Annotated in this window: 11 protein-coding genes; 9 read left to right on the forward strand and 2 right to left on the reverse strand. The window is 55.1% G+C overall.

From position 1 onward, the window contains the following. The 9 genes from ACR0L9_RS09960 to ACR0L9_RS10000 all read left to right on the forward strand — a co-directional run bounded on the left by ACR0L9_RS09960 (nucleotide 1) and on the right by ACR0L9_RS10000 (nucleotide 13,031). Nucleotides 1-1,533, forward strand: a complete 1,533-nt coding sequence (locus ACR0L9_RS09960; protein WP_170407148.1) for a tripartite tricarboxylate transporter permease — start codon at nucleotides 1-3, stop codon at nucleotides 1,531-1,533. A gap of 5 nt (nucleotides 1,534-1,538) precedes the next feature. After that, nucleotides 1,539-3,023, forward strand: coding sequence for an aldehyde dehydrogenase (locus tag ACR0L9_RS09965; protein WP_480895542.1), 1,485 nt, complete (start codon nucleotides 1,539-1,541; stop codon nucleotides 3,021-3,023). Between the two features lie 73 nt (nucleotides 3,024-3,096). Next, nucleotides 3,097-4,329: a Tm-1-like ATP-binding domain-containing protein gene (locus ACR0L9_RS09970; RefSeq protein WP_480895543.1), complete on the forward strand. Its 1,233-nt coding sequence runs from the start codon at nucleotides 3,097-3,099 to the stop codon at nucleotides 4,327-4,329. A 331-nt stretch (nucleotides 4,330-4,660) separates the two neighbouring features. After that, complete coding sequence (locus ACR0L9_RS09975; RefSeq protein WP_480895544.1) at nucleotides 4,661-5,029, forward strand: putative quinol monooxygenase; 369 nt, start codon at nucleotides 4,661-4,663, stop codon at nucleotides 5,027-5,029. 208 nt (nucleotides 5,030-5,237) lie between these two features. After that, complete coding sequence (locus ACR0L9_RS09980) at nucleotides 5,238-8,597, forward strand: adenylate/guanylate cyclase domain-containing protein (RefSeq protein ID WP_480895545.1); 3,360 nt, start codon at nucleotides 5,238-5,240, stop codon at nucleotides 8,595-8,597. 43 nt (nucleotides 8,598-8,640) lie between these two features. After that, nucleotides 8,641-9,582, forward strand: a complete 942-nt coding sequence (locus tag ACR0L9_RS09985; protein WP_480895546.1) for a hypothetical protein — start codon at nucleotides 8,641-8,643, stop codon at nucleotides 9,580-9,582. After that, on the forward strand, nucleotides 9,569-10,045 hold the full coding sequence (locus tag ACR0L9_RS09990) for a hypothetical protein (RefSeq protein ID WP_170511783.1): 477 nt from the start codon (nucleotides 9,569-9,571) through the stop codon (nucleotides 10,043-10,045). Before ACR0L9_RS09985 ends, ACR0L9_RS09990 begins: the two co-directional genes overlap by 14 nt. After that, entirely contained in the window at nucleotides 10,042-11,946 is a 1,905-nt protein-coding gene (locus tag ACR0L9_RS09995; protein WP_480895547.1) for a GMC family oxidoreductase, read from the forward strand. The genes ACR0L9_RS09990 and ACR0L9_RS09995 overlap by 4 nt, the downstream gene beginning before the upstream one ends. Next, nucleotides 11,943-13,031, forward strand: a complete 1,089-nt coding sequence (locus tag ACR0L9_RS10000) for a ferritin-like domain-containing protein (RefSeq protein ID WP_480895548.1) — start codon at nucleotides 11,943-11,945, stop codon at nucleotides 13,029-13,031. Before ACR0L9_RS09995 ends, ACR0L9_RS10000 begins: the two co-directional genes overlap by 4 nt. Before the next feature lie 447 nt (nucleotides 13,032-13,478). On the opposite strand, the gene ACR0L9_RS10005 is transcribed toward ACR0L9_RS10000, so the two are convergent. Next, entirely contained in the window at nucleotides 13,479-13,823 is a 345-nt protein-coding gene (locus ACR0L9_RS10005) for a RidA family protein (protein WP_170394035.1), read from the reverse strand. A gap of 116 nt (nucleotides 13,824-13,939) precedes the next feature. Next, complete coding sequence (locus tag ACR0L9_RS10010) at nucleotides 13,940-14,956, reverse strand: D-cysteine desulfhydrase family protein (RefSeq protein WP_480895549.1); 1,017 nt, start codon at nucleotides 14,954-14,956, stop codon at nucleotides 13,940-13,942. Between the last annotated feature and the right edge of the window lie 14 nt (nucleotides 14,957-14,970).

Raw genomic sequence — 14,970 nt, forward strand, 5'->3', positions numbered from 1 at the left:
ATGGATACCCTTCTGTCCGGTGTTTCAATCCTGCTGCAATGGCAGGTCATCGTGGCCTTGTTCATAGGCTCGATCGGTGGTGTCATCATCGGCGCGCTGCCCGGTGTGGGCGCTGCCGTTGCCATCGCCATCCTGTTGCCCGCAACCTTTGCCTTTGAGCCCATCGTCGGTCTGACCTTGTTGTTGGGGATTTACGGATCATCCATGTATGGCGGCGCGATCCCGGCCATCCTGATCAACACGCCCGGCACGGCGGTCAATGCGCTGACGACCTATGATGGCTATCCAATGACCAAGCGCGGCCAAGGCCACAGGGCGTTATCGCTGGCTTATTCAGCTTCATTCTTCGGGGGGGTCTTTGCCATCATCTGCCTTATGGTGCTCTCGCCAGTGTTGGCCATGATCGCACCGCATTTTGGCAGCCGAGAGATCTTTCTGGCCGCGTTGTTGGGTATAGTTCTGGTCGTATTGGCCCATCGAGGGCAGATCTTTGCAGCAGGCATGCTGGCTGCCTTTGGCGTCTTTTTGAACACGGTCGGACTGGAGCCCGTCAAATATACGCGCCGCTATACTTTCGATCAAAGCTGGCTGGCGTCAGGCGTTGACCTGATCGTGGTTGTGCTGGGCCTGTTTGCGCTCAGCCAGGCTTTTCTTTTGCTGTTGGAAAAGAACCATGCACCAGAAGACACTCACGTCAGCGGTAATATCTTTGCCGGATTGAAGGAACTGTTGGGCCTAAAACGGATCGCCACCGTTTCTTCAAGCATCGGGGTATTTATGGGCATGGTGCCGGGAACAGGTGAGTTCACTTCGCAGTTTCTGTCCTACACCTATGCTCAGAAAAGCTCGAAAAATCCCGACAAATTCGGCGATGGCTCGCCCGAAGGGTTGGTGGCATCCGAAGCCGCGAACAATGCCGTGCCGGGGGCAGCAATGATCCCCCTACTCGCCCTCGGTATACCCGGCGAAGCGCTTACGGCGATGATGCTGTCGGTCTTCTATGTTCACAACGTGATCCCCGGCCCGCAACTGTTTGAGAACCAGATGGATTTCGTCATGGCCCTATATATGGCGCTGATCCTGCTGAATGTGATCGTTCTGGTCTTTCTGCTGTTCTCTACAAACCTGCTGCTTAAGATCATTCAGATTCCCACACGCTTCCTGGGTGTGATGATCCTGATCTTAGCCTTTGTCGGGGTTTATAGTTTACGCAACTCAATCACCGATTGCGCGATCGCTGCTGGGTTTGGTGTCTTTGGCCTAATCCTCAAACGGCTTGATCTGCCAATTGTTCCAATCATCCTGGGTATGGTTTTGGGCGGAATCATGGAAACCAAGCTTCGCAGCGCAATGGCTCGGGTCAAGACGCCGCTGGACTTCATCGACCGGCCCATCGCAGCCATTCTGTTCGGCTTGATTGTGCTGATCCTGATCCTGCATTTCCGCACGCTGTACTACGAGTTCAAAAACAAGCTGCGCCCCGAACCCCATGTCCCAGCCGTGGATTCCGACCACCCGAACCAACAAGGATAGCTTTCATGGATCAGTCTTCCATCGATGCCTTGCGCGTGCAGGAGATTGCCCCACGCGGACACTTTATCAATGGCGATTTCCGTGCCGGTGAAACTGGCGCCCTGCATGAGGTGCTGTCGCCCATCGACGGCCAGCCTCTCGCTCAAATCGCCGAGGGCAGCCCGGCGGATGTGAATGCAGCGGTGCGCGCCGCGCGGACCGCTTTTGAGGATGGCCGGTGGTCGCGCATGGCCCCTGCAGGACGCAAGAAGGTTCTGCTGAAACTGGCGGATCTGATCGAATCCTGCGCGCTCGAGATCGCGGTGCTGGGCGTACGCGACAACGGAACCGAGATCAATATGGCCTATAAGGCCGAGGCGCTCTCGGCCGCCGCCACCTTCCGCTACTATGCCGAAGCCGTCGACAAGATTTACGGACAGGTTGCGCCAACCAGCCATGACGTTCTGGGCCTTGTGCATCATGCACCTGTCGGAGTTGTCGGGGCGATTGTGCCCTGGAACTTCCCGCTGATGATCGGCAGTTGGAAAATCGCCCCTGCCCTTGCGGCGGGCAACTCCATCGTCTTGAAGCCTGCAGAAAGCGCATCGCTCAGCCTGCTTAAAATCGCTGAGCTGGCTGCCGAAGCCGGAGTTCCGGATGGCGTCTTCAACGTGGTGACCGGGCGCGGGTCGGTCGTGGGGGAAGCTTTGGCCTTGTCGATGGATGTGGACATCATGGTCTTCACGGGATCGGGCGCGACAGGTCGGCGACTGCTGGAATACTCGGCGCGGTCCAATCTGAAACGATGCTATCTGGAATTGGGTGGCAAGTCTCCGAATATTGTTTTCGCTGACGCGCCCGATTTGGCGGAAGCTGCAAAGGTCTCGGCCGCCGGGATTTTCCGCAACTCCGGACAGGTCTGTATCGCGGGCTCGCGCCTGCTGGTGCAGCAGGACATCTACGAGGATTTTGTGGCCGAGATCACGCGCCACGCCGCAGCCCTTCGTGTTGGTGATCCGTTGGACCTGAACAGCCAGATCGGTGCAGTGCACAGCCTTTCAGAGCTGGAGGTCAACCTGGATTTTGTCTCAACAGCCGAGACAGAGGGGGCTGAACTCCGCACAGGCGGTGACCGCATTCTGACCGAAACCGGCGGGTACTACATGTCCCCCACTGTCATGGCAGGTGTCAAAGAAACGGATCATCTGTTCCAGAACGAAGTCTTCGGCCCAGTCTTGGCCGTGGCTCCCTTTAAAGACGAAGCCGAGGCGATCCGGCTTGCCAATGCCACCGTCTATGGGCTCGCAGGCGCAGTCTGGACCTCGAACCTCAGTCGCGCGCATCGCATGGTGGCCGAAGTGCGGACCGGGGTCATGCATGTGAACACCTATGGCGGCTCGGACCTGACCGTTCCGCTTGGGGGCGTGGGTCAATCCGGGAACGGGCATGACAAATCTTTGCACGCGCTTGAGAAGTACTTTGAATTGAAAACCGCCTGGATAAAGCTCTGACTGCGGGGTGTCTGTACGACGTGTCTTCACCGCTTTGTCTGGGGCCCATAGGTCGCATGAATAGGAGGAACCAATGACCACAAAGACAATCCTGCTGATTGGGACCTACGACACGAAAGAACCCGAGATGCGGTTCATCGAACAGGCGATCAAGGCGCAGGGCGCGGATGTGTTGACGATGGATGTCTCGGTATTGGGCGACCCTTTGGAGCCAACCGACATCTCCAAGCACGACGTCGCCCAAGCGGCTGGAATGACCATCGAAGATGTCATCGCACAAGGGGACGAGAACAAAGCCTTTCGCGTGATGTCAGACGGTGCCTCAAAGGCCGTTACCCAAGCCTATGCGGATGGGCGATTTGACGGGATGCTGGCGACCGGGGGCACTATGGGCACCGATCTGGCCCTGGACTGTGCACAGGCCTTGCCAATGGGGGTGCCTAAATACATCGTGTCGACCGTCAGTTTTTCTCCGCTGATCCCGCCGCACCGACTGGCCCCGGACATTCAGATGATCCTGTGGGCCGGAGGGCTCTACGGTATGAATTCGATCTGTCAATCCTCGCTTGCGCAAGCTGCTGGCGCTGTAGTTGGTGCCGCAAAGGCTGCCACAATACCGGATCGCAGCAAACCGCTGATCGGGATGACCAGCCTTGGGTCCTCGTGTCTGCGTTACATGAAGACGCTCAAACCGGCGCTGGAAGAGCGCGGGTTCGAGGTTGCCGTTTTTCATTCCACCGGTATGGGTGGCATGGCTTTCGAAAAGCTGGCGGGTGAAGGAGCCTTTGCCTGTGTCATGGATTTCTGCATGCAAGAGTTCGGGAACCTGCTGGCGGGTTCCGTGGTCTCCAGCGGTGAGGATCGCGTGACAAATGCCGGGCGTGTCGGCACGCCACAACTGGTCGCACCGGGTGCGTTGGATCTTTTGGATTTTGCTGGATGGCAGGAAATCCCTGACCAGTATGCCGACCGCCCATTCCATGAACATAATCGCCTGATAAAAAGCTCGGTCTTCAATGGCGATGAACGCCGTGCCTGGGTGCGGGAGCTTGCCAACCGATTGGAGGCCGCAACTGGCCCGGTTCACTTTTTTCTGCCCGTTCACGGGGTCGAAGCCTGGGACAAGGAGGGTGAAGAGGCGTATAATCCCGAAGCCCTGGCCGAGATGATGGATGAGGCCCGTAAAGTCATGCCCGGGCGCGTTCCTATGACCGAAATAGACGCACATATCAACGATGCCGCGTTTTGCGATCATGTATTGGCCCAGTTCGACGAATGGGTCGCAGAAGGCGTGGTCGCAACATAAATTCGGGATTTACGCCCGTCTTTATGATATACACGCAGGTCAAACACAGCCTCGGTGGCGGTGAGTTCGCGCGCATTCTTCCACGTGCGGCCGACTTGCAGCTGGATGCATAACCATCACCGCTTGGATACTTGTTAAAGACTATTTTTCGGCGGAACCGTGTCGCCGGTTCAAGGTAGCCAAAGACCTGCGCAGTAAGTGAAGAATTGAACTCAACAAATGCCCAGGATTAGCGACCCGTTCCGCCGGTGACGTTGCCAATATTGAGCGGCAACCAAACCGTTGGACCCGCATTTAGACGATCAGTCCAACCCATGAAAGGAGCGAGGAAATGCTAACCACGATTGCGATTTGGTATCTGAACCCAGAAACCCGGACCGAAGGTATTGCTGCACTCCGGCAGCTTGCTAGGGACGTCAAGAAAAACGAACCTGATACCTGGGGTTACCTTGTGCACTCAGGTGGCGCGGACTCGGTCCCGCCATGCGATGACGATAAGATTGTGTTCGTGGAAATCTACAAAAACGAAAAGGCATTTAAAAAACACCTGAGCAAAGGATCGGACTTTTCGAAGTTCCTGAAAAAAAATGGTCACCTTTTTCTTTCTGCCCCAGGGAGCAAGAGCCCATTCTTTCAGGTCATGAACGTTGATCGCATTCAGGGATTCGTACGCCCCGAAGCTGGGTCGAGCAACGGCTAAAGCTAGGTCGGGCGATCCCGGCCGCCCCAAGGAAACCCTGTAATTTTGTTGATCCACGGGGCTTTGCGCCGGGTAAAGTTGCAGCCTGGTTCATCCATCAGGAATTGTTGGGCGACGCATTGTTGATATTATGTTATAAGAAGCCGTGATTTCGTTCTATCGTTTCTAATTTTGACCTGATCTATCTAAACTTACGAAGGCGACCATTTTGGTAAGTCCTGACGTTAATTGCCCAAATTGTGGTTCGGCCAATCCTGCCGGATCGAAATATTGCCAAAGCTGTGGAAACGCCCTGTCCCTTACGTGTACAGCGTGCGGAGCCCCAGCTTTGCGAAAGGCAAAGTTCTGCACGGCCTGCGGTGCGTCTTTGGTCGGATCAGCGTCGGTCAAAAACTCAGAGCCAGACAATTCACCGCCACTAACGCCCGCACCCGAAAATGTTGCGGAACGACGGCAACTAACCGTCATGTTCTGCGATCTGGTTGGTTCTACCGCGTTGTCCGAAAAATTTGATCCCGAAGACTATCGTGAGCTTATCACCCAATATCGCGATCTGGTCGGTAGCACGGTTGCGAAATTTGGCGGTGAGATCGCAAACTATGCGGGTGATGGTGTTGTAGCTGTCTTTGGTTACCCCGTCGCGCAAGAGGCGAGTCACTATTCGGCCGCGCTGTGCGCGCTTGAAATTACCCAGATGGCAGAGGGTATTGAAGTTGGATTTTCCAGCCAGCCGGTTGCGACCAACGTTCGTATCGGAATTCACACTGGACCCGTTGTTGTTGGCACCGCCAACAGCTCTTCATTGGACGAAAAGATGTGGCTGTTCGGAGACACACCGAACGTGGCGGCCCGTATTCAGTCCGTTGCCGAGGTCGGGCAAGTCGTGATCTCCGAGGTGACGCGACGCCTGATTGGTGAACGGCTCGACTTTGTGTCTTTGGGCGCGCCGCAATTGGCAGGGATTAGCGCTCCGCTAGAGCTGTTTGAGGCCCGGCAGAAGGTTTTGGGGTTCGAAACGGGGCGCAAAGACTTTTCACACGACAAAACACCAACCATCGGTCGGACGGCGGAAATTGCCTTGGTCCGATCTCGGTGGGAGGGTGCGCTGGAAGGTGAAGGGCAAGTGCTGTTGCTGACCGGCGATGCGGGTGTCGGAAAGTCTAAGATCGCCTTTGGGTTGAGCGATGATCTGGCCGAAGAAGATGCGTCGCAATTCATTCTGTTCGGCTCACCGCTTCATCAAAGCAGCGCATTTTACCCGATAAAAAACGCGCTTACGGCGTTGACCGGAATGACACCTGATGAGACTCCAGAACAGAACCGAGCTAAGATCATCGGGTTTTTGTCTGAACTCGGTCTCGATGATCCTGACTGTGTTATGCCCATTCTGCGCCTAGTGGCGCTGGAAGACACTTCAATCCCGGCTGAACCAATGGCGCCTGAACGGGAAAAGGGTGCGTTGATCGAAGCGTTGCTGCGGCTTTGCGCAGGATTAGAACAATCTTCACCGCTGATGTTGTTGCTGGACGACGTACATTGGTTCGATGCTTCCACGCTTGAGTTTGTCGACGGATGGGTTGAACAACTATCAAGTAGACGCTGCCTGGTCTTGATGACCGCCCGCAGTGAATTCCAGTCACCCTGGCGAAACCAGTCACATGTCACCACCTTGGAGCTGAACCGTCTGGTCCGGCGCGATATCTTCAAACTGGTTGAAAGCATTTCGGGGATCCGGCCTTCGGATGAGGTTCTGACCCAGTTGGCAGACCGAACCGATGGCGTGCCGCTGTTTGTCGAAGAACTGACCAAAATGGCAATGGAATCCGGTCTGCTGGCAAGCCGGGGGCAAAGTAAGGCCGAGTTGTCCATGGCGATTCCGGAGTCTCTGCAGGATTCCTTGATGGCCAGGCTGGACCGATTATCCGCCAGCCGCGAAATCGTGCAGGTCGCTGCTGCAATCGGGCGCAACTTTGAAAGAAACCTGCTTAGCCACGTTTTGAAATGGAGCGATCAGGAAATCACCAGAGCGCTGGAGCAGCTACTTGAAACAGAGTTGATTGTTCCCGCCGGGCTGAGAGGCGTGGAAGACACATATCGGTTCCGTCACGCCTTGGTACAGGATGCGGCGTATCAATCCATGCTGCGTTCGACAGCGTCCAGATGGCACGGTCAAATCGCGGCGGTTCTTGAAGAGAACTACAAGGAAATTGTTAAACACGAGCCAGAGATTCTGGGCCATCACTATTGGCGGGCCGGTGATTATTTGGCGGCCGAGCTCAACCTTATGCGGGCCGCGCGCCAGGCATTGGATCATTCTGCAAATGTTGAGGCCATCACCCATCTGCAGCACGCCCTGGAATGTCTGCAGGAACTGCCTGCGTCGCAAGACCGCGACCGGCGCGAGATTGATCTGCAAATCACCATCGCGGTTCCTTTGGCGTTTGTACGAGGATACGCACACAATTCGGTCCTTTCCGCATATGCCCGGGCACAAACCTTGTGTCGTGAATACGGCGAAACAGAGCGGTTGTTCAAAGTCGTCTATGGCCAGTTCCGATCGACAATGCTGGGGGGCGAATATGCTGTATCGAAACAGAATGCGGATCGCCTGGTGTCGCTTTGTCAGGATCTGAAAAGCCCTCTTGCCATTGTATCCGCCGAGAGATCACTTGGCTCGCTGCAGACATATCTTGGCCAGCCGCAGGACGCCCTAACGCATCTGCAGGCAGGGATTGATGTCAATCTGTCGCTTGAGCACCGGTTCATGGGGCTGGATTTTGACGTCGTTGATCTATCCGTCGCGCTTCAGGGATATCGTGCGCTGTCTTGCTGGTTGTCGGGCGACACGAAAAGCGCTTTGGACGCGATCGAAAAGGCCGTGCTTCACGCGGAAGAAACAGCGCATCCCTTCAGTCAATCCTTTGCAAATGCATTTCTGGGTTGGATCTCGCAGTTCCGCGGCGATGAAGACCTTGTACTGGAAAGCTCGGCCAATCTGATTGCGCTGTCAGAGGAGTACTCGTTTCAGTTCTGGCGTGGATGGGCGCGGATCATGAACGGATGGGCACGCCGGAACGAGTTGGGCGACGGCGCGCTGAAGGAAATCGAACTTGGTCTTCAGGAATGGCGGGATACCGGCTGCCGGCTGGGGTTGAGTTTCTTTCTGTATCTTTATGCAGACGCGGCCATCCTGCACGGACATCTCGAACTCGCAGAAGAGCTTTTGGACGAAGCCGAGCAGATCACGTTGGGTGGGGGGGAACAATTCTGGATTGTCGGTTTGACCCGGCTAAGAGGACGTCTGTCGCTTGCCCAAGGTCATGAAGAAGCGTGTATCGATCATTTCGAGCAGGCTGTCAGTTTGGCGCTGGACCGCGGGCATTTTGGTCCACTGCTGCGTACGATCAAAGAGCTGGCAAAGCTTGATCCACCCCCCGATTGCCTGAACCGGATCAAAAAAGCGGTTGAAGAAGTCGCCGGGTTCGATGGTCCGGATTTGGCCGAGACACGCGCTATTCTGAATAAACTTGGAACTGCAAAAACGGAGAGCTCATCACAGGACATTTGAAAAATACGAGATAGTCAAAGCCAGTCGGGAGGACATAGCCATTATGACTAAGAAGAAATCAAAAGGTGACCGCTGCCATCAGACGAATGTCACCGGTGTCATGCCAAAACTGCCCAAGCAGTTTGATACATTTCCCTTCTATTATGCCTCTCTGCAATGCCAATGGATGTATTGGTATACCTCGGTCGAAGCCGCCAAACCCTTCGTCAAGGGTACAGGATTGTGCGTGGCGGAGTTCCCCGATGAAAATGGAAAGAACAAAGCTGTCATTCTATTGAATTTTCAACGCTACACCGCCCACTATGACAATTCCTTGGGCTTTGTGAACGAGGTTGAATTTAACCTTCTGGCTTACCCTTCGAACCGGGTGCCCGGCGTTCCGAAGATGTCCCTGACCGAGTATCTGCACGGCCGCGATCAGACCAAGACCATCGGGCATCTGCGAATACACGTAGCCGCAGACAATGCGGTTGCTGTCAAGGCTGGGCGTCAGGCCTTTGGCGAGCCCAAGTTTCTGGGGCAGTTCAATTACAAAGTGCCGTCGCTGAACGCCAAGATGAAAGGCCATCCGCCAATCTCTCCGAAATCCTGGTGGATTCAATTGGTCAACCCCGACGACCCGCAAACCATCGTCTACGATTTGACCGCCGATTTGGGAAAGCTCAGTGGTAATCAGTGGACGACAACAAATTGCACTCCGATCCCAGAATTCGCGACCGGCCTTGGCCGTACTGTTTGGACCCGCTGGACAATCTCGGGCCTCTTCGAAACTGCAATGCTGGACAACAAGGACGGCAAGCGCATCGCCAAGACATTCAAACTGAAACTCGGCAACAACGATTTCTCTATGACACGGGACATGCATCGGTTGTTCACCGACTTCACCCCTGTCGCCGCACAGGTTTTTGAAAGCCCCCCCGCCTGCTTCGAGCCGCGCGGGTTCTACGTGGATGCCATTGATGGAGACCGCCATGTCACAGCATGACAACAGTCCCGCCCATCAAGCCTTCCTGACGGTCAGCGCGGCATTGACGGGTTACAATAGTGCCGAGTTGCAAGGGACCGGGTGCACCGGGGAATACTGGCATCAATTCCGACAGGTTCTACCAGAAGAGATTTTGAGCCGGTTTCTGTCTCACGCTCAATCCCTCGGGCAAGGGGACGATGATCAGATTATCCGCCAAACTTATCTGTCGGACAGGTGCCTTGGCCCGATTGCGCGTTCGCTGATTCAGCTTTGGTACACGGGTCAGTGGGTCCCACTTTCGCAAGAATGGCGCGAAAGCTACGGCGCTTCTCGCTTTGATGTGGTCAAGATCATCTCGACACGCTCGTACAAGGAAGGGTTGGTCTGGGACGCCATCGGTGCCCATCCCATGGGGGCAAAGCAGCAGGGTTTTGGTGCTTGGGCGCTTGAACCTCCTCGGAAACGGGAGGCGGGCCAATGAACGCGATTACAGACGACGACAGAACTTATGATGTGGTCATTGTAGGGGCAGGATTTTCCGGTGCCATTCTGGCGAAAGAGCTTGTGTCAGCAGGGCACACTGTTCTGATCCTCGAGGCCGGTGCGGATCATGGCAAAACGTGGGAGACCTACCGATCCTATCTGGATCAGTACTACCTCTCGTTGGCGAAAACACCGAACTCACCCTATCCGGATCTGCCGACTTTGCCGTCACCTTCGGTGCTGGACATCACGGCGGTTCGCGGCACCGAACCGGACACGAACGGGTACTTTGTTCAACGTGGCCCGTTGCCCTTCGGCAGCAACTATCTGCGTGCCTATGGCGGAACCTCCTTGCATTGGCTGGGCACCAGCCTTCGGATGATGCCCGCAGATTTCGAAATGCAGAGCAGGTTCGGCCAGGGGGTCGATTGGCCATTTGGCTACAAGGATATTCGATCCGACTATGAAAGAGCCGAGTGGGAAATCGGCGTCTCAGCAGACGCCGAGGAACAGACACCCAGAGCGCTGGGAATAAAGACCTCGGGCAAGCATGATAACCGTGGGTACTTTGCCAAAGGATATGACTTCCCCATGCACTCGATACCCTCGTCTTATATCGACGGGTTCTTTGCCCGGGCAGACGGCATGCCCATTGAAATTGGCGAAGACCCTAAAGACACGGTCAAACTGAAAGTCTCACGCACGCCGCAAGGCCGCAACTCAACCCCGCGTAAGCCAAAGAATGCCAATGGCATACCCGTGGGCCGCAAGATGCGGCATCAGTTTCGCCCGCGAGGATCGACCGGTCCATTTGCTTATATGGGCCAACGCTGCGAGGGCAACTCAAGCTGCATCCCGATCTGCCCAATCCAGGCAAAATACAATGCGATGAAAACGCTGGATGATGCCAGGCATCTCCGCAAACATCACATGAAGACAATCACGCAAGCCGTGGCGTCCAAGGTCGAACTTGCCGAAAGCGGTCGGGTTTCGGGTATCGTTTACAAGAAGTACCCTTTCCCCGGCGTCGCGCAATACGAACTGCGCCGTGCCAAAGGCAAACAATACGTCCTTGCCGGTGGAGCGGTGGAAAACGTAACTCTTGCACTGGCTTCCGAGATTTGTCGGACCAGCGGCGAATTGGGCCGCAACCTGATGGATCATCCCTACATGATGACTTGGGGCTCCGCGCCCGAGCCAGTTGGTCCGTTTCGTGGGCCGGGATCGACGTCAAGCTACGCCAATTTCCGGGACGGGACCTTTCGTGACAGAACTGCCGCACATAGGCTCGAGATCGGAAACTGGGGCTGGAACTTTGCCACCGGGGCCCCAAACACGGATGTGGCGCGCTTTGTTGAACAGGAGAACCTCTTTGGCAAAGCGCTTCGTGACCAATTATATCACGATGTTCAAAGACAGGTTCGCATCGGTACGATGGTCGAACAACTGCCCCGCTCGACCAACCGAGTCACGATTGATCCCGCCTATCGCACTCCGATGGGTGAATATCGCCCTGTGATCAGCTATGATCTGGATGACTATTCGCGGGCCGGTTTGGCGACGGCGTACGACACCTGCACGCAGATTTTTCAGCGCCTGGGTATTCGAAACCACACGGCCTACAATCCGTCTGACGCCGGATATTTCACCTATGACGGCCGGGGATATACGTTCTTTGGCGCAGGTCATCTTGTCGGAACCCATCGGATCGGAACGCACCCGCGCAATTCGGTGACTAATGACGTAATGCGAACCTGGGATCACGACAATTTGTGGATGGTAGGCGCCGGATCGATGCCAACAATCGCAACATCGAACCCGACACTCACGATGTCGGCAATGGCTTACCGAGCCTCCAGAGCAATATCGGATGCTGTTCGGAAAGGGGGGGCAAAATGACCTCGAAAGACAAACTGGAGAAAGAGCGCGCGACACTGTGTAAACTGTTTCAGGACGCGCTTATTCTTGAACTCACTACCATTCCTCCCTATGCGACTGCGTGTTATTCGATCCTCGAACAAGGCCAGTATGACCGGTCTGAGCCAACAATCGTAAACGCCGAACCCATCGAAGTGATCCGGCAGGTTATGGTCGAAGAAATGCTCCACATGGTTCTTGCGGCGAATGTCATGAATTCAATTGGCGGAACTCCGGAGCTGAACAATCCTAAGCTGCTGCCCAAATACCCCCAGCCACTGCTAAACGGCCGCGGTCCAACTGTTTATCTGCGCAGGTTTACACCAGACCAAATAAAGAGCTTTCGTGCGGTTGAAACGGCACCAAAAGATGAAAGAGCTGCGAAAAGCGGTGATTATCATACGATCGGAGGTTTTTACATCTACATCCGGGAAAGGTTGCGCAAAGCCTGTAATACTTATGGGGATGCCGCGATTTTTACCGGTAATGAGGTACGACAAATCACCAACGCCGACTATTTCGGAGCTGGAGGTGAGGTGATCGAGGTGATTGGTACCCCGTCGCAGCGCCGTAAGGCCGCGCTGAAGGCGATAAAGAAAATCATGGATGAAGGGGAAGGCGCAGACCTTGGTCACAGAGCTGGTGACAAAGACATGATCCCTGGCCCTGACCACCGCGAGGATGTTGCGCACTATTTCAAGTTCAACGAAATCCTGCACAGCCGGTATTATAAACCAGATGACAGCATAGACGGCCCGCCCACCGGTGGCGACCTCATCGTCGATTGGAGCGCGGTATCCCCGATGCGGGATGATCCGTCCGAAAAAGACTTCAAGAACGCGCCAGAGATCGAAGAAATATCTGCCGAATTTAACGCGGCCTGGTCCGGCCTGCTTGATGGTCTGCACATTGCGTTCAACACGGACAAGACTGCGCTAAGGTCACTGGTCCCAGCAATGTATGACATCAAGTCTCTGGCGCAGAAGTTGATGCGTATTCCTTTGCCGGATGGATCAGGGGAAACTGCCGGACCAACCTGGACGTATCTTGCAAAGAGAAAGAGTTGATCGCTCGTTTCGTTGCAAGTCGATGCAATACGCGCCGCAGCTATTTGGTCAAATTCGGAAAGCAATAATTTGCTGTATTAACAGCAGCATAGCGAAGTCCTGAATCGGCCAAAATGATCTGAGATAACACTCGAATAGCGCTATTTATCCTGTGTTGTTTCTTGACTCACCCAGGATGCGTAAGGATTTGAATCCACGACAGTGACTTTGGGCAATCGATAAGAACCCAACGGGGGCTCATTACATGCCAGTTGGTGGTAAAACTGCGAAACTAACGCATCGCCGTCATCTCCCGTCAGCAATCGCTTTCAGAGACGCAAATGTGGGCACGCGAACCCAGAAGCGAAGACCTAGGGTGTTTTCTAGACCATGAATAGCTCAATCTCCGAGGGACTGGACTTGCAAAGGTCCAGAAAACCTACCCTATTAACCGCAATCAGCCGCCGCTCAGTCGTAAGCTGCCGTCACGATCATTTCGACCTTCAATACATCACGGGCGAGCTTGGATTCTCCGCAGGCGCGGGCGGGCGCGTGGCCTTCGGGCACCCAAGCGTCCCAAACGGCATTCATCTCGGCAAAGTCTGCCATATCCGCCAACCAGATTTCGCATTTTAGGATGCGGGTCTTGTCGCTGCCTGCCTTTTGCAAAAGATCCTCAACCTTGGCCAGAATGTCCTGCGTCTGATCTGCCACGGTCGGCGCGTCCGAAGTCTGACCGCACAGGTAGGCAACGCCGTTGTGTTTGACGATCCGGCTCATGCGCTGACCGGTTTCGATGCGGGTGATTGTCATAACTTGTACTTTCTCATTGTTGAATTTAGCAGTGATTTGAGCTGCCCACGGCACAAGCGTTGAAATGCCAATGGGAGCCATAGATCAGAAGCCGGCATTCCGAGGCCGAGGTTCATTCAAGTCAGATTGTCCGCCAGTTCATTTTGATATCCAAAAAGGGCCGGCAGCCCGCCGGTGTGCAGCAGAATGACCTTCTGACCAGGTTTAATCTTCTGGCTTTCAACCAGATGCATCAAACCGGCGAATGTCTTGGCGGAATAAACCGGGTCGAGGAAAACCCCTTCGGTCCGTGCCATTTTTTCCAGTGCGGCACGCGTTCTTGCGTTCACTTTGCCGTAACCTGGCGGCAATGCATCGTCATAGACATCGATCCGCGCCCGCAATTGAGCGGCATCAACATCCAGCAAGTTTGCAAGTTTCTGTAGAACGATCATCATGCGGGCGTGTTGCTTCTCGCGATCTCTGCGCACGCATATTCCAAATACCGGGGCCGTGCTGCCTTCCAGTGCTAGACCGGTTAGCAAACCGCCATGCGTAGCACCACTGCCTGACGGCACAACCACCGCATCGAAATTGGGCATCTGGGCGCACAATTCCTGTCCGCCAACGACATAGCCCAACGCCCCCAGAGGTGGATGATTCAAGCCCAGATGAATGACGTATGGCGTGCGGCCTTGGGCCTTCAATTCGTCAGCACGCGCGTGCAATGCCGCGTCGGCCCCAACTTCGTCTTCGCCCTCGGGATAGCTCATATGCTCGGCACCCAGAATCTGTGCCAAAAATACGTTCCCGGACCTGTAATACTCTTCGTCCATATCTGGGACACGCTCTTCTAATTGAAGCACGGATTGCATGCCCAGCTTAGCGGCCGCCGCTGCTGCAGATCGGACAAAATTGGACTGAACAGCACCGGTGATTAGAATGGTATCGGCACCTTGTTGCTGAGCATCGCCGAGGTAGAACTCGAGCTGCCGTGTTTTATTGCCGCCAAACACAAGCTCCGTCAGATCATCGCGCTTGAGCCAGAGATCGATCCCCAATTCCGCTGACAACCTGTCCAAACGTTCCAGAGGTGTCGGGCCCGACATAAGCCGGGCGCGAGGAAATCTCTCCAGATTGTCGTTTCGTTGCATCGTGTACCTCCCGG

Source organism: Ruegeria sp. I3 (assembly GCF_056532525.1).